At 33.1% G+C, this 17,472-nt stretch carries 10 protein-coding genes; 8 read left to right on the forward strand and 2 right to left on the reverse strand.

Annotated features, from left to right (window positions below):
• Positions 1–24: 24 nt before the first annotated feature.
• Together ACQUQZ_RS15865 and ACQUQZ_RS15870 are read right to left on the reverse strand one after the other, a co-directional pair.
• Entirely contained in the window at positions 25–1,041 is a 1,017-nt protein-coding gene (locus ACQUQZ_RS15865; RefSeq protein WP_435356004.1) for a DUF3500 domain-containing protein, read from the reverse strand.
• 167 nt (positions 1,042–1,208) lie between these two features.
• Positions 1,209–3,758: a TonB-dependent receptor domain-containing protein gene (locus ACQUQZ_RS15870; protein WP_435356005.1), complete on the reverse strand. Its 2,550-nt coding sequence runs from the start codon at positions 3,756–3,758 to the stop codon at positions 1,209–1,211.
• 422 nt (positions 3,759–4,180) lie between these two features.
• Between ACQUQZ_RS15870 and ACQUQZ_RS15875 the strand changes: the two genes are divergently transcribed.
• The 8 genes from ACQUQZ_RS15875 to ACQUQZ_RS15910 all read left to right on the forward strand — a co-directional run bounded on the left by ACQUQZ_RS15875 (position 4,181) and on the right by ACQUQZ_RS15910 (position 17,434).
• Complete coding sequence (locus ACQUQZ_RS15875) at positions 4,181–5,224, forward strand: sensor histidine kinase (protein ID WP_435356006.1); 1,044 nt, start codon at positions 4,181–4,183, stop codon at positions 5,222–5,224.
• Positions 5,225–5,364: 140 nt separating this feature from the next.
• Positions 5,365–6,102 carry a LytR/AlgR family response regulator transcription factor gene (locus ACQUQZ_RS15880; protein ID WP_435356007.1) on the forward strand — a complete coding sequence of 246 codons (738 nt, stop codon included), beginning with the start codon at positions 5,365–5,367 and terminating at the stop codon, positions 6,100–6,102.
• 653 nt (positions 6,103–6,755) lie between these two features.
• Positions 6,756–7,502 (forward strand): DUF6261 family protein, encoded by a 747-nt coding sequence (locus ACQUQZ_RS15885; protein ID WP_435356008.1) that lies wholly within the window; start codon positions 6,756–6,758, stop codon positions 7,500–7,502.
• Positions 7,503–7,652: 150 nt separating this feature from the next.
• Positions 7,653–13,811 (forward strand): hypothetical protein, encoded by a 6,159-nt coding sequence (locus ACQUQZ_RS15890; protein WP_435356009.1) that lies wholly within the window; start codon positions 7,653–7,655, stop codon positions 13,809–13,811.
• A 12-nt stretch (positions 13,812–13,823) separates the two neighbouring features.
• Positions 13,824–14,207, forward strand: a complete 384-nt coding sequence (locus ACQUQZ_RS15895; protein ID WP_435356010.1) for a hypothetical protein — start codon at positions 13,824–13,826, stop codon at positions 14,205–14,207.
• Between the two features lie 416 nt (positions 14,208–14,623).
• On the forward strand, positions 14,624–15,985 hold the full coding sequence (locus ACQUQZ_RS15900) for a M23 family metallopeptidase (protein ID WP_435356011.1): 1,362 nt from the start codon (positions 14,624–14,626) through the stop codon (positions 15,983–15,985).
• On the forward strand, positions 15,982–16,686 hold the full coding sequence (locus tag ACQUQZ_RS15905) for a hypothetical protein (RefSeq protein ID WP_435356012.1): 705 nt from the start codon (positions 15,982–15,984) through the stop codon (positions 16,684–16,686). The genes ACQUQZ_RS15900 and ACQUQZ_RS15905 overlap by 4 nt, the downstream gene beginning before the upstream one ends.
• Before the next feature lie 7 nt (positions 16,687–16,693).
• Positions 16,694–17,434 (forward strand): hypothetical protein, encoded by a 741-nt coding sequence (locus ACQUQZ_RS15910; RefSeq protein WP_435356013.1) that lies wholly within the window; start codon positions 16,694–16,696, stop codon positions 17,432–17,434.
• The last annotated feature ends 38 nt before the right edge of the window (positions 17,435–17,472 follow it).

Genomic DNA, 17,472 nt, shown 5'->3' on the forward strand with positions numbered 1-17,472 from the left:
AAGAACATTTAGTTCTTCAGCTAACTAATTACGGGTTCCCCCATAATCACTTTCTCTGTCACGCCAAATTGAATGAAAATGGTAGGGTTCATTAGGGAGCACTTGTCCCCGTTGCACACTAAATTCGAGCCAAATACTAGGCCCATCAATTCGTATATAATCGTTCTGATTTGTCAATGAAGTAGTTCCACTAAATGTAATGTAGGTATTGTCTAATTCACTAACATATTTTGCCAATATCAAGGCAGCATCATCATCATTGATATCAGCTGTGTACGTTTTAATGGCATCAATTACTAATTTTTTCTGTAAGGCTGTCAAGTCAACTAATTGTAATCCTGTATGTTTTTCGGGAAAAACCCAATTTTTTGAAGGTGTTAAAAGTATATTTGTAAATGTATTTGGAGATTTTGCAAGGCTCAATTGTGCTTCAGTCAGTCCTTTTAATAAAGCCGACATGGCATCTCTTTCTTGACTAATAGGTGAATAAACTTTACCATTTGTTTGAAAAACGTATGGTTCAACCGCTTCAAAGCGAGGGGTTGCACCGATCAATTTCCCATCTTTGTAAGTATTGGCAATTGTATAATGGTGGCCAGTCAATATTATTTCAAAGGTACTTGTCATTGATGGTTTTCCTAAAAATGCAAGGTAATAATTACCAGCACCATATTTTCCACCAGCTTCCTTTGTATTCAGAAAATCATCGGCTAACCAAACTTGTTGAATTTCATCCCAGCCTTCATTAGGAGCTGAACCAGTCATTTCTTTTATGAGATTTTTCAACGCTTTTAATTGTGTTTCATTTAAATCGCCAATTCTAATTCCTAATCTTGGAAATAAAGAAGCAGGAAGATTTGACCAAACTTTAATATTGTCCATTGTGTAGGCAAATTCCAATTCGGTGATTTGAATCGGAGAAAGTGCCGCTTTAAAGTCATTGGCAAGGGAGACAATTTTATTAGTTTTTAGTACATTATTATTATCAATGGATTCTTTTGCTGTTTTCTTAGTTGCAAATCCAGAAAAGATTATTGCCATTAAAATTGAAAGTATTATAAACCTATTTTTCATCTTAGTAAAGATTTAAAAAATTATTTGAAATTCTCCTCGCCTAAAATAGTCACAAACATCATTTTAATATTTAAAAATTAGCTTGCAGCAAAGCCGCAAGCCATTTGAAACCTAATCTTACAATTTATAAAGTCTTAATTATTATTATTATCCCCACCTGACTTCACATCATCATTTTTCACTTTAGATTTTTTAGTCTCGGTAAATTTCATTTTACCAATTTTATAGCTGAATGTCAATTTGATATTTTGGTTATAAATATTATTAACACTTACTTGGTTGAATTGTGGTGAAGTTAATGTGCTTCTCATGGTCATTCCACCAAAAATATTATCAACAGCTAAACCAAGGCTTCCTTTTTTGTTTTTGAAATCTTTTCTTGCACCAACCGAGTACATCCCCATTCCACCTTGTGTTCCTTGTAATTGTACACGGTTTCCTCTGTATCCACCGAATGCTTGAATTGCCCAACCATTTTTAAGAGAAAGTTGTGATTGTAAACGTCCACCTATCACGATACCATCATTACTGATTTTAGAAGAAATACCATCTAAGCCAACTTGTTGTCCTTCCAAATAGTTGTAGAATAAATCAATTCCACCATTAACTGTCCATTTTGAAGTGATAAAAAAGTTACCAAAAATATTTGTACCGATGGTTTGCTCTTTACCAATGTTCTGGAAAGTTGAAATAACTGCTCCTGGCAAAGTATCTGATGGCATGGTAATACGAGTAATTGAGTTGTTGGTCTGACGAGTAAACACTGACATATTCAAATATGTTTTCTTGATGTTTGTACTTAAACTCAATTCTACGTTGTTTGAAATTTCAGGTTTCAAACTTGGATTTCCAATTGAAATACTTTGAGGGTTGGCAGCATTATAATTTGGATTCAATTGTTGCAAACCTGGGCGTTGAATACGGTTATTATAAGCCAATTTCAAAGTTGAAGATTTACCTAATGGTTTTGAAATATTCACACTTGGCACTAAATTTCCGTAAGCAGGAATCACAATTGCTTTGTTTTGATCGTTTGCATCAATTTTTGTGTATTCATAACGAGTACCAGCTTTGAAAGTAATCTTATTTTTAGTAGAATATGTATATGATACGTATCCTGCCGCAATATTCTGACTATAATTCAATAAACCTGCTGGATTTTTCGCATCAGAAGCAAACGAACCTGTTGCACCTGCAATACGGTATTCATAATCACTGTTTACTTGACGAATCACCGTTTTCAATCCAACTTCAAACATTTGGTTTGTTTTGATTGGTGTTTGGTAATCTGTTTGTAAAGTAATCTCGTTGTTAAAGTTCGTATTCAAGTTTTTCTGACGACTCAACAATTCTTGTGAATTATTCAATAAATCTGCATCGAAGTTATTAGTTAATTTATTTTGGCTAAATTGACCAGAAATTGACCATTCTTGAGAAGGTTTGAAAGTACGTATATAATCTAAGTTAATATCAACCGAGTTCGATAAGTCTCTACTGGTTACATCACGAAATGATGTCGAATTCAAGAGATTGTTGGTAAATTGATTGATTGTATAATCTTGCGTACGGGTAAAGTTACGAGTACCAAATGCAACCGAGGCTGTTAATGATTGATTTTTAGCTAAATCATAATCAAAACCTAAGTTATAACGACCAAATAAACCATTATCAAAAGCATTAGCAGTTTGGTTTGTCAAAATTGTATTGCCACCTCTGATTGTACTTTGGTCTAATGTTGTATAAGATTTATTGTAGAATGCACGACCAAATCCACCAAGCGTAACACCTAATTTACCTTGACGATAATTTCCATTTAAACTCAAGTTAGAGCCACGAATACCAACTCCCGAGTCAAGATTTAAAGTTAAGCCTTGTAAAGTTGATTTTTTCAAGATGATATTAATGATACCACCCGAGCCTTCTGCATCATATTTAGCTGAAGGTGAAGTAATAACCTCAACAGTTTTAATCAAATCGGCTGGAATCATTTTCAAGGCATCAGCAATACTGCTCGCAACGATTGTTGAAGGTTTGTTATTAATCAAAACTTTTAAGTTTGACGTGCCACGAAGGCTTAAATTTCCATCTAAATCAACCGATAACATGGGCACTTTGCGAAGTACATCAGCAGCATCGCCACCTCTTGAAGTAAGATCTTTTTCAGCATTATAAACCAATCTATCTACTTTTTCTTCAATCATTGATTTTTCTGCAGTTACCGTTACTTCATCTAATTGTTTTACACTTTGAGCTAATTTAATTACACCTAAATCATTGTCTTTGCCTTTTTCTACTTTTACTTCAATTGTTTTATCAGTAAAACCAATAAAAGTAATGACTAAATTATATTCACCTGCGGCAACTCTGTTCATTGAGAATTTTCCTTTTTCATCAGCTACTGTTCCGTCAACTACTTTTTTTGTAGCTTTATTATATAATGCCACGTTAGCAAATTCTACGGCAGTTGTCACTGTTTCATCTATTACGAAACCAAATATTTTTGAATTTCCTTTTGGAGCATTTCCATCAAGATTAAGTGTTGGAGCTTGAGTGTTAGATTGAGGCCTGCCATTGCCGTCCCCTCTTTGTCCACCCATACCTCCTGGGCCACCAGGGCCAAACTGTGCCGATACCAATCCAGTGGTAAATATGATAAGGCTGAGTATTGAGATTAACTTTTTCATTGTAGTATTTTTTAAATTGTAATATTTTAATTTGTTTAGAATGTCTTGTCTTTAAATTCTTTTTGTTTGAATTATGCTACAAATCAAAGGGTAAATTTTGACATACATTTTATAAATAGATAATTAGGCTTTACGGCTCGACAATTAGGTCAATAACTCGACAATACCGAAGTGTAGAATAGATCAGCTGAATTATCGGATAAAAATGCCGAAATGTAGAAAAAAGGGCAAAAACGAAGCATTTTGATACAAAATGTTTGCTTTTAAAAGTGTTTTTTAGCAAACTTTGATACTTGGTAATCAGCCATTAGCTCTCGACTTTTGCTTTTAGAATCGTTTATTTAAGTTTTAGCAATCTATTTTTGAAAGATGATTAACGGTTGCTAAGGAAAATCATTACCTAATATTTATACTCAAAAAATATGCAAGCTTTCATTCAGCGTAATAGGATATTTTTGTTGCACTTTTCTTTTTGGTGCTTATATTTTTCATTCTTTTTCTATCAAATCACCTTCTCCCGTCATGGCGAAGAAACTGATTATGGAAGAGCTTTTTTGGATGCCTCAACTCAAATACTTTTTACAGCCAGTGTTAGTTATTTGAATTATTTTTATTGGCTTCCTCGCTTTCTTTTACACAAAAACATCGGCCGATATTTATTAGAATTTTTTATTCCTTTTGCAATCATTATTGCACTTCATATCTATTTTAAAAGGTATATATATATTGATTTGAAAGAGGCTAAAGGATTTCTTTATTCTACAAAGTTTATTGTGCAACATAGCATGATAACGCTATTCATTGCGATTTTTGTTGGTATGCTGAGATTTGCTCAAGATTGGTTTGAATTAGAAGCTAAGAAAAGAGAAATTGAAAATGAAAGATTGACTGCTGAATTACGTTTTTTGAAAGCCCAAATAAATCCACATTTTTTGTTCAATACACTTAATAATTTGTATTACCTTGCCATGATTAATTCTCCGAATACAACGGAGGTGATTGAAAAACTCTCGCAAATGATGCGTTATATGCTCTATGACTCAAATCATCCGAAAGTTTCGTTGAGTAAAGAGATTGAATACATGAAAAACTATATTAGTCTCGAAAAACTACGATTGGATAATCAAGTGCCTATCAACTTTGAAATAAAGGGAAATCCTAACGAAGTTCAGATTGTACCATTGATATTTATTACCTTTCTCGAAAATGCGTTTAAACATGGCGTAAGTAATAATTCAATTAATGCCTATGTAAATATTCTGATTGATATTGAAGGCAAGGCTTGCACCTATAGTGTAGAAAATAGTAAATTGCCTCAAAATATGGAAAACACGAATGAAAAATCAGGAATAGGCTTACAAAATGTTAATCGTAGGTTAGATTTAAGTTATCCAAACAATTATGAGTTAATTGTAAACGAAGACGAAAAAGATTATAAAATTGTATTGAAGTTGAATTTAGGGTAGGAATTAGGAGTTAGGTTTTAGGAGTTAGGGATTAGGAGTTAGATTTTGGAAGTACAGAATTTATAAATACCTAATAATTAACACTTTACTTATTACATTAACAATTTATAATTAACCATTAATAATTAATCATTATTCAATTGTTTACTTGTATCATCATCGAAGATGAGCCATTGGCTCGTAATTTAATGGAGGCTTATGTCAAGAAAGTGCCACAATTGACTTTGGTCAAGTCATTTTCGAGTCCATTGGCTGCCTTAGATTTCTTGCGAGAAAATTCGGTTGATATTATGTTTTCTGATATCCAAATGCCTGAGATTACGGGTATCACTTTACTTAAAATTCTTCAAAAAAAGCCTTTGGTTATTCTCACAACCGCTTATTCTGAATATGCCTTAGAAGGCTATGAATTGGAAGTTTTTGATTATTTATTGAAACCTATTAGTTTGGAGCGTTTTCTTAAAGCCGTAGAAAAAGCTACCATTCGACTTACTGCTTCACAGCCAGTTGTACAAGAAAAAATCGTACAGGAAATCACTGTAAGTTCAGAAGGTAGTCAGGCTTTTATTTTTGTAAAAGATGGTACAAAATTGGTTAAAATTCGTTTGAATGAAATCTTATACATCGAAGGATTGAAGGATTACGTAAGCATTCATACCAAAGATAAAAAAGTAGTTACGCTTCAAACCATGAAAAGTTTGGAAACACAATTACCTGATAATCAATTTATTAGAATTCATAATTCCTTCATCATTGCCTTCGATGCAATTGATGCCATTGACAAAGAAAAAGTACAAATCGGCAAAAACTTCCTCCCAATCAGCGATACTTACCGCAAAGCGTTCAAAGAATTTATTGAGAAAAAACAGGTGAGTTGATTACTAGCTTATGATAGTTAAGACAAAAGTCCAAATTAAGCATTTGAATTAATAGGAATCTTCGAAATAATGATAGTATTATCAAACAATGCCGTCTCATATTGAGATGGCTTTTTTGTTGCTAAATTTTCATGCTTCAAAAATTTCCTACTTCGTAATTAGCTTAAAATATAAATATAATCATACATAATCTAATTTAAGTACATTTTTCATTTGATTTTATCATTTCATTTATTGTATTTTTGGTAAAACGAAGCCACTTTAACTATCAATAACTTTACCCTTCCCTACAATAGACAGCAGTTAATTTATAACTAATTTACTACACAACCTTGAGATTGATGCATAAGAACCTTTCATTGCTACATATAATTGATTGTGATAGTGCAAGAACCTTTCGAGACTTCCTGAAAGCTTGCTGCAATGGTGCGACAACCTTGCGGAACTTCCCGCAACCTTGCTGCAATGTGCGAGAACCGTGCGGAATCTTCCGCAACCTTGCTGCAAAGTGCGAGAACCTTGCGGAATCTTCCGCAACCTTGCTGCAAGGTGTGAGAACCTTGCGGAACCTTCCGCAACCTTGCTACAAAGTGCGAGAACCTTTGCGGAAAAATAAATAATATAAACCAAACAAACTTTTAATTTTATATACAATGATTATTTCAATTGATTTACCAAAACTTAGAAATGCAGAATACATACAATTTTGCAAAAACTTTGCTACTTTAATACAAGCAAACAATCCAGTTGCTTTGTCGATTCAGCCTCAATATGAGACTTTCTTAGGAAAGATTAGTGAATTAGAAACATTATTCAAGCAAACTACTTCAAGTGCTATTACACCAGAAATAGAAGCTTTAGACTTACGTAGAGACCGAGCCATTAATGGTTTGGTAGCTATTATCAATGGTTATTCTTCTCATTTTGAAGCGAGTATTAGTAATGCAGCTTCGGTACTTCAAAATAATTTAAAGCTATATAATTCGAGTATTGCCCGAGAAAACTACCAAAGTGAAACAGCCATATTAAATAATATTATCAATGATTGGGAGAATAAACCTGAATTCAATAGTGCTTTATCAACTCTGAACTTAATCTCTTGGAAAGATGAATTGAAAGTTGCTAATCAATTATTTAATGAAAAATATATCGTTCGTACACAAGAATATGGAACAGCCTCAACAGAAACGCTTAGAGCCAAAAGATATGAAACAAATGAGTGTTATTTTGAGCTACGCAAGTTGTTAGAAGCCTTTGAAATAATAAAAAATACAGCGGAATATGCTAAAACTATTAAAGAATTGAATGCCCTCATTGAGCAATATAATTCTTTACTTTCTAACCGACAAAGAGAAACCAATAAAATTGAAAGTAATAGTTCGGCTAATTTAAAACCCTAAGGCAGTTCAGTTCCCCCCTTGTTTATGATATATGCCATTTATCTTTTTTTAGGTTAATCTTTTTTATCCTTGATAATAAATGGCATATAATCTCCCACACAATTGCTAAGAACTTCTATTGAAAATAGTAGAAGTGATATTTAAAAGACTATGCACACACGAATCTCACACCATTTGCTACTATTGGTATTTTTACTAATATCCAATATACTTTTTGCCCAAAACTATCCCGTTACGTGTACACCCATCGTTAAGCCAAGTTTCTCTTTGAAATGGTCAGAAATTAGTACCAGTACCGAGATGTTTAAGGTGCATTTATTGCTCAAAGATTTAACAAAACCTTCGGTCGATGTTTATCTGAAAATCCGTTTGTCGGGTGTTGGTGTGGATATTCGTACAGTTGATGGGTTTATTCCAAGTAAAACGATTCTCTTACATCCTGGTAGTGCAATGCTACTTACTTCGGCAGACTTGGCAGAGTATTTTAATATTTCAAATTTGGTGGTAGATGGAATTGACATAAGTGCTTTGTATGCAGGTGGAAGATTACCCGAAGGACTTTATACTTGGACGGTAGAAGCTTATGAAATTGATAGACATAGACAAGTCTCCAATACTGGAATGGCTTTGATGAATGTTTTCAAAAATTATCCTCCCATCATCAATATTCCGCAGGAAGGGGCTATTCTTCCTGTTACAAATCCTCAAAATATCTTATTTTCTTGGACAAGTCGAAGCACAGCTTCATTGAATACTGCTCAAGGAAAAACTTATAAACTTCGCATTTATCCCTTAAATGCTGGAGAAGACCCAAATATGGTAGCCAATAGTGGCATTCAACCCATTGAAATAACTACCACTACTCCTTATTTCAACTATGGGGCTGCCAATATCGCCTTAGAAAAAGGTAAACGTTATGCCGTTCAAGTACAGGAATCAGACATAAATGGTTTTGATGATTATGAAAATGAAGGCAAAAGTCAGGTCGTAAGTTTTAGTTTTGGCAAGCCTTGTATCGCTCCTGAAGGTTTGACTATCAATCCAATTGAGAAAGGAAGAGTAGAACTTACTTGGGAACAAAATGATGAAACATCGACAACAGTTTGGTACAAACAAAGCCAAAGTAATGTTTGGAATAATTTAACTGTTGATGGAAAAAGTACGGTTATTTCTAATTTGAAAGACAAAACTGCTTATGAATTTAAAGTTAGTTCCAACTGTGGAGCAAATACCAATGCCTTTGGTGCTTTAGATAATAGCAATCCTGTTATTGGCGGGCCAAGTTCTGATATTACTGAGTTTCTTGTTGACGACTCTATTTTTGATGAAAAGCTTGAAGAATTAGACCGGGTGGCGTTCCACCCCGCCATTCTTGATCCATTCAGCATCAAAGTTGAATTGTTGAGCGATGGAACTTCAATAAAACCCAAGAGCGTAGCTGATATTTTTGAAAAAATAATCAAACCTAAATGTGCCAATAATGCCAGTTCTTATGAAGAATGTAGCATTGACCATCCAAAAATCCCAATTCCAACAGGTGAGGATTTGACTTCTTTAGCTATTGGTGATGTATTGGGTATTTATGATTTTGCAGTTTTGGTGACAGAAGTAAGTCCTAAAAATGCTTTTTCGGGTAAAGGTTTAGTGAAACTCCCTTTTCTGGATGATGCTTTTATGGCAGTTGAGTTTGCAGGAATAAAAATCAAAAAAGGTGAAGACGGTACGCATGGTGGTTGTGTTTATGAAGTTCCTGATACGGGTTATTTCCGTAATCGAAACATTGGTCAAAGTGAACTACAAAACGAGCAAATCAAAACCATTGCCGACATCATCAAGTTGACCGACCCAACGATATTTCATGGAGATTTAGAGGCTACTTTGCTTAAATACAAAGAAAAAGGCGAAGAAATAGCTACAAAAGGAACAGCCATACCACAAGAAAAGCAAGATTTATTAACTTATACCAAAGGAATTGAAGTGGCTATTAACACTTGGAAAGATAAGTTTACTGAAACTTTTTCTAATGAAAGTAGCCCAAAATTAGCAGAAATAATGGACGATATGAAAGCCATCATTTCTCAACTCAAAGCTGATAAGCAAACCATTGATAATGGGAATGCTTATCCTATCATCCCTCATTTAAAAGAAAAGATTGATGTTATTATTGAGAAAATCAAAGCATTGCAGGAAGAGCAAAAGCCTAAACTGCCGAAAATACAGAATGTCATTGTTGCGGATATAACAGCAAACGAATCAACCATTATTTGGGAAAATGACCCAAGATTTACCAAATATGTGGTCAGTTATAAAACTTCATCTGGTGGTGAACTAATAGAAATTACTAACAGTAATCGCTTAGACCTTAAAAAACTACAAGAAAATAGTTTGTATAAGTTTAAAATTGAAGGATATATAGGTGATAAATTGGTCGATACTTATACCAATGAGTTTACAACATTAGAACGTAAACTACCCATTCCTGAAAATGTTAAAATAACCAAAATTGATAAAAATACCCTCACCCTTGCTTGGGACAAAAACAAACTGCATAAAGGATATAAATTAGCCTATAAAGACATCAGTGGAACAGAAAAGTTTGTACCAATTGACAAGGGAAATACAGTAACACTTAAAGAATTAGACCCCGAACAAGTTTATCAGTATGAATTAGTTGCTTTTGGCACTAATCTAACAAGCGATGCTAATTCGGGTAGTTTTACTACTTGCCAAACAGCAGCAAGTGTATTGTACTATGATAGAATACAACGCAAAAACGTTTGGTCGAGTAAAGCTATTTCTATTATTCAAGGAGATGGAATTACGCTACAATTACAAGGATGCAATGGTGCTGTGACATGGAAACACGATGACGAGCTAATCAATGAAACTCAACCTTCTATATGTCCCTCAAAAAGCACTACCTATATAGGTCTCTGCAAAGATGGCTGTGAAGCTATGCCCTTGACTATCAATGTAAATCCACCTGAATGTACTGCTGCTATTACTGCTTCTTCTGAAATTGTAAAAACATCTATAGAAGATGTTCATTTGACAACATCTTGCACAATGGCAAGTGAATATACAAATGTTTCATTGAAATTCATCAATGTGAATGGCATTTCTGGAGAGGCAAATAATCCAAGCAAAATTGATTCAAAAACAACATTTACTTTATCTTGTACAGGCAAGTATGGTGGTATTTGTGGCTACAATACTGCATATACTAAAACCTGCCAAAGTGAAGTAACAGTAGATGTGTATTTACCCTGTGAAAATTATTTTGGTACTCCTTTTTCTGTCAGCAGTTCTAAGACAAATAATATTGATATTGGTGAAGAAATTACACTTACTGCTACTGGTTGCCCAACTACTGTTACTTGGAATGTAGGAAAAACAGGCAATACAATCATTGAAAAGCCTAAAAAGACCTTTACTTACCTTGCTTTATGTAGCCGAAGCCCTTTGACCTCTTGCGGAGATATAATAAAGCTTACAGTAAATCCATTTAAAATTATCGTACAACCCTCAAAAGAATCTTATAAAATAGCAGATGAGTTGACGCTAATAGCACAAGGCTGTGCCGATAAAGTGACTTGGAGTACAGGAGAAACAGGACAATCTATTCAAGTACAGCCCACAGAAACAAGCACTTATGAGGCATTATGTATGGGTGAAAAGGCTTCGCAAGAGATTAAGATTATTAAAACTGTTGCTCCGACGCTTATTTGTGAAGATTTTCAACCAATAGCTTCGCCAAGTATAGTTTATAAAAATGAAAACACGCCTGTAAAACTACTCGGACAAGGCTGTACGAATGGAACAGTTACTTGGAAAAACAAAAATACAGGAGAAATAATACCTAATCATTCAGCGACTGATGCTTCAATTGTCTTAAATACTTCGGCAGTTTTCATTGCTACTTGTAAAAAAATAGGTTTTTCACCAACAGAGATAGAAGTGACAGTTGGGGCTACATTAAAGAATTTCCAACTAACAGCCAATAAAACTCAAATTCCTTTTGGCAAGACTGACTTAGTTACCCTTAATGCAAGCGGATGTGTCGGTGGAACGGTTTATTGGTCTGATGGAAATGCTCAAGGAGAAGCATCTCGCACACTTAGTGTTAGTCCACCTCAAACATTCGAGGCTATTTGTAAAGGAGATGATTTTGAAGCAAGCAAAACCCTGACAATTAAGGTTCAATTAATAGGTTCTGGGGCGGTGTTGGCTGGTAGCACTGGCAATTGCCCTAAAAACTTTGGTATCAATTTCTACAAAAACTCCTCCGATAAAAAGCCATATTATGGTTTTCCTGTGGTAAAACCTGGACAAGAAATCAAAGTAGAAGTCGTAGGGTGTAGTAATCCTATTTGGTCGTGGGATAATCAATTTAGTGCAAATACGGTCATTAAAACCAAACAAAATGACCGAACAACTTTTTATACAGTCAAGTGTGGGAGTAATTGCAGTGCATTTATTGGCGTTATTGCTTTTGACTGCGAGGGTTGGCAAAATACCACAAAAGAGGAAACATGGCTTATCAATGAACAACTCGACCTAAAACCCAATGTACCTTGCCCTGTGGTAGTGAATTGGTATAAAAATGATGGTGCTGGATTTAGTTATTATGGCGTAGAAGAAAATGAACTAGGAGGAATTGCTATTCGAGTAAACAATAAACCCACTACTTATAAAGCAGTTTGTAGCATTGATGGCACTGATTGTTCGTTAAGTTATACAATCAAACCTAAAGTAATTGCTCAAACAGAAGCCTCTCTTGCAAGTGCAAGAACTACGAATACTTGCAACGAAACGAAGGTGCAACTCAAACAAGCAATGGCTGGCTATATTGCCAGTCTAATATGTGCCGATATTAATCTTTTAAAAGATACAGATGGAAAAATATCTGCTGAAAAAGTAGCTATATTCTTGCCGAAATTAGAATCTGCTTTAAATACCATAGGTAGCTATAAACTGCCCGAGAATAAGCAGGAAGTTATTAATGCTATTCTCAATGGCAATATTGAAAGTTGTGATTATGGAAATGCAGCAGAATTATTGGCAAATACTTATGAGGGTGAAATTCTTATAAAGGATTATAATGAGAAGACTAAGACTTCATCAGACGTAAATGAGAGGATTGTTAAAGAGACTATTGAAGAAATAAACGACTGTCTTAAAGTAAAGCCACTTTGGGAAACAGATGGACACTTTTCTACTGTTTATCTTATTGCGTTACAGTTAGGAATGAGTGACAATGAAGCAAGAAAGTTAGCAATTGCAACAGAAGACCCTGATACTGATATTAATTTTAAAAATAGAGATTACACAGTAGATGATACTTGGTCTAAAGGTACATTACAAAAGATATATCATACTTTAAATGGAGGATTTCATGGAGTAGAAGAATTTCTTACTGCTATTGGTATTATGAGTACACCCACTTCTGATTTGAAAACTTTAGGATTTTTAATTCATAGATTTGGAGATACCTATGCACATACAAGACTAAGAAGTATAAACCCCAGTGATTTGAAGAAATTAGATATTAAGGGGGTAAATGTGGAAGATGGTATATCTGAAGCAGAAGCTGATATTTTACAAAAACTAATGCTATCTTGGCAAAATGTGAGTAGTGGAATGATAGAAAACAAAGTGCCTGAATGGATGCAATTAATCAATGAATATGTACGAAAATATGGAGGGAATCTTGATTATGGCTTAGTTTATAAAAGTAGTGTTTGGGTAAATTCAAGAGGAGAAAGAGTTAAACTTTCAGATTTTCTTATAGATGTTTATAAAGCATATGCTCAAAACCCTACTAAAAACGGCAATTTGAGATTATACGGCTGTTCGGATTGTTTTATGACTTGGGAGCATGCTACAGTGGATAAAGCAAATGCAGATTATATTTTTATTAGAGGTGATTGGTATCTCTCTTATGTGAAGAATTTAGCTGCACTACTAAAATCTAAATTTAATTTATCTGGTCAACTAAATATTGGTGTATTTCGGCGAATGGTTGATTATGTTACTAAAAATAAATGCTCGATGAGAGGAGTGATTGATGTTGAAATAGCCTTGCATAATAAAAAAAATAATATTGATATATATAAATTCTTAAAGAATTGGCAAGCCCACATGATAGCAACAGCAGTAATAACACAAGAATCATTAGATTTACAATATCAAAATGATGTAAATAGAACCAGAGATTATTTAATAAATGTAAAAAATAAAGAAATAGTAAATGAAACAAACTCCTTGGGTGATTTTACACGATTTATATTTCACAACAAATGCAAATAATAGAATAAAACAATGAAAAAAATAGCTTTAAAATCAGCCTTGTTTGTTATTGAATGGATACTAATTCTTGTTTTCCATATATATTTAAGAGACCATGCGTTATCAAAATTTGTAAAAGTCACAAGTGGTTCTATTGATGTAATGAGTAGTTTACTTTATATCGTTTATATATCTCCATTTTTTTTACTAATAAGATTATTATTTCAAAAAATCAATAATATTAATAAACCCGTATTCATTTTACAAAATGTCTATATGTTTACTGTGTTTCTTTTAAGTAGTATAAATGATGGAGACAGCTTGATGAAATTGTATCTTTTTGGTGCCATCTTAAATTTAATTTTCTACTATGTAGATGGTTTTTGTGTTAAAATGATAGATTCAATGGCAGAATAAATAGATAATTAGTTGAAATCTATTTAACTAAATAAAAATGAAAAAAGAATATAAACATCTAATAAAATTACTATTTTATATAGTCGAAGTAGCATTAATTTTATTTTTCCATAAGTATATCATGAAAAATCATTTGCGTGATTTTGTAAGCTATAAACAGCCTACAAATATCTTTGAAGGATTGTTTGCAATTTATTTTATACCTATATCCTTAATCTTAAGAATATTTCTTCAAAATTTTAAAATAGTCAGTACAATAATATTGCTTCTACAGAATATTGTCATATTTAATGTTATGTTGCTGGATAAAGTTCATTTACAAAATGACATAATAAAAATGTATGTTTTTGGAGTAATCTTGAATTTATTATTTTGTTTCTTAGATTATTTCTTTTTTAGAAGTATTGACAAAATGTTTGATAGGTAAATTCCCAGAGATTATTACTTGCAATGAAACGAAGGTACAACTCAAACAAGCAATGGCAGGCTATATTGCCAGCCTAATATGTGCTGATATTAATCTTTTAAAAAATAACGATGGAAAGGTTTCTGCTGAGAAAGTAGCCATCTTTTTGCCTAAATTAGAAGCTGCTTTAAATACAATAGGGGGCTATCAATTGCCTGAAAATACAGATGCAATTATTAATGCGATTGTCAATGGCAATGGTGAAAGTTGTGATTATGGAAATGCAGCAGAATTATTAGCCGATACTTATGAAGGTGAGATTCTTATAAAAGATTATAATGAGACGACTAAGACTTCGGAAAAGGTTAATGAAGGATTGGTAAAGGAAATGACTTCTTTGCTTCCATGTTTTGGGATATTTGATGACTGTGACGACATTATACTTTTGCTTAAAAGGATGCACGAAATAAAATTGAGTGAAGGCAAACTTTTTGGCAAATTTAAGTTTAAACAAACAGGCAAAACCTTTACAGGAACAAACTTTACAATTGATGGAATTGATGTTGAGAGAATGAACATTCTATATTTGGGAGAAGCAAATAAAGACTACCAATTGACAATGGCTGAATATGAGGTTACAGAAACTGGATTTATGATTAAGCAAAATGGTGAAGCAGTTATAAAAATTGTTATTTCTTATGATGACAACAACAGTTCAACTAAAAAAGATTTAAAAAACTATTTGTTTTGGGAAAAGGAAAGTGCTGAAATCACTTATAGCGACCCCTTTCCAAATCCAACCTTGAGGAAGAATAGCAATAACTCTAATGTTGGTAAATTTGGATGTCCAAGAACCATATCTGGTGCTACTTGTAGTTATGATGATTATCCAGAACTTGTCATGGGAAATAAATCTCATCATGGATTAGATATTTTGGCATCAGTTGGTACAGAGTTAAAGTCTATGTATAAAGGTGAAGTCGTTGAGGTAATAAGAAGCTATGCAAAAAAGAAAGAGGATACTGATAGTTACTTTGGATGTGATTATAATGCGAATAGTTTTGGGAACATAGTGGTTATGAAGTATGAATTTAAGGATGGACTTATAGGAATAGATGGAAAAAAATACAATACTATTTATGCAAAATTTTGCCATTTGGATGAAGTAGATGCTACTATTCAAGTAGGTGAAAAGATTGAAGTGGGCAATAGATTAGGTACATGTGGATGTTCTGGTAATGCTGGAGGAGTAGATAGCAAAGAAGAATTTCATTTACATCTCGAAACAAATACAATTAATAGTTTTAGCACAAGTACTGGTGCAAGAAAAATAAATCCTGAGTCATTATTTAAAAATGGAATAAAAAAATGAAAACGATTTTAACATTAATATGCTTATTTATATTATTCGGTTGCAATGCCCAAAACGCAAATACTGTTACTGATAGATTCCAAACTTCTATTAAAGTAAAAGACGTTTGTTTTAATGGGGTTTGCTTGTTTGATAGTCTATCGTCTGCATTGAAAGTATTTGGTAAACCTAATGAAATTATCACTGAAAAGATAATTGAACCTGTTGATGGTAGAGAATATATCTTCATACATTACAGATATTATAGTGGAAATGATGAAAATAAATATTTTCAATTCAGTGAAAATATCGTAGGTAAAAAAGGTATAATAATAGATTTTAAAAACGTACAACATCCTGCTTACATTTTTGGTAAAGAAAAACAGTTTTATATCAACCAAGATACGATAGAGTTAAAAAATATTGCTCCGATGAAATATTATAAAGCAAGACAATGGGTTGAAGGTTATATTAAAGAAAGGACAAAGGATATTTTACAAAAATTTGAAAAAATAAAACAATTTAAGGAATTTGAAACAGATAGCACTTTTAGAAAGTCAAAAACAAATGAATTTAATCAGAAAATTAAGGAAATAGAAAAAAACAGGTGTTGTTTATCAATTAGTCTTGGTATTGAAAACAATAATTATGGATATAATGGTGTGGTCTTACAATATGTAAATAGAAAGCTATCTTTTATTTGGATAAGTAAAGAATTATAAAGGCTCCTTGAGTTATACAATCAAACCTAAAGTAAATGCGACCATTGATGCTCAAACAGAAGCACCTCTTGCAGGTGGAAGAACTACAAATACTTGCAACGAAACTAAGGTACAACTCAAACAAGCAATGGCAGGCTATATTGCCAGCCTAATATGTGCTGATATTAATCTTTTAAAAGATAACGATGGAAAGGTTTCTGCTGAGAAAGTAGCTCTATTTCTCCCTAAATTAGAATCTGCTTTAAATACAATAGGAAGTTATCAATTGCCTAAAAATACACAAGAAGTCATTAATGCGATAGTAAATGGAGACATTACCCAATGCAACTATGGAAATGCAGCGGAGTTATTGGCTGATACTTATGAGGATGATATTCTGATAAAGGATTATAATGAGAAGACTAAGACTTCGGTGGTAGTAAATGATGGGATTGTATGTATGTTAAGAAAAATAACAGATGAAGAATGGTTGAAAAACTACAAAAAATCGCTATTATATCAAACTGATGGACACTTTGGAACTGTTTATTTAATTGGTTTAATGCTTGGACTAACCAATGCAAAAGAAATTGCAAAATGGACTGAATTTCCAGACAATATTATTAACGAACAAACCCAAAAAGCAGAATTAAGAACAACTTGGGGAAATCCCGATTTTCAAGGTGCAATTCACGCCCTTACAAATGGATTTCATGGCGAAGAAGAATTTGTTACATTAGTTCCCTCAGAGTCTCCCGAAGGCACGTAGGGGACTCTGAGGGCGAGGGTTTATGCGAAAAAGGAGAT

The sequence above is a fragment of the Emticicia sp. SJ17W-69 genome (assembly GCF_051209875.1).
Taxonomy (GTDB): domain Bacteria; phylum Bacteroidota; class Bacteroidia; order Cytophagales; family Spirosomataceae; genus Emticicia.

Bases quoted from the DNA above. Each gene is read 5' to 3' on its own strand.
- ACQUQZ_RS15865 (WP_435356004.1), bottom strand. From the start codon at position 1,041: ATGGCAATAATCTTTTCTGGATTTGCAACTAAGAAAACAGCAAAAGAA.
- ACQUQZ_RS15870 (WP_435356005.1), bottom strand. From the start codon at position 3,758: ATGAAAAAGTTAATCTCAATACTCAGCCTTATCATATTTACCACTGGA.
- ACQUQZ_RS15875 (WP_435356006.1), top strand. From the start codon at position 4,181: ATGCAAGCTTTCATTCAGCGTAATAGGATATTTTTGTTGCACTTTTCT.
- ACQUQZ_RS15885 (WP_435356008.1), top strand. From the start codon at position 6,756: ATGATTATTTCAATTGATTTACCAAAACTTAGAAATGCAGAATACATA.
- ACQUQZ_RS15890 (WP_435356009.1), top strand. From the start codon at position 7,653: ATGCACACACGAATCTCACACCATTTGCTACTATTGGTATTTTTACTA.
- ACQUQZ_RS15895 (WP_435356010.1), top strand. From the start codon at position 13,824: ATGAAAAAAATAGCTTTAAAATCAGCCTTGTTTGTTATTGAATGGATA.
- ACQUQZ_RS15905 (WP_435356012.1), top strand. From the start codon at position 15,982: ATGAAAACGATTTTAACATTAATATGCTTATTTATATTATTCGGTTGC.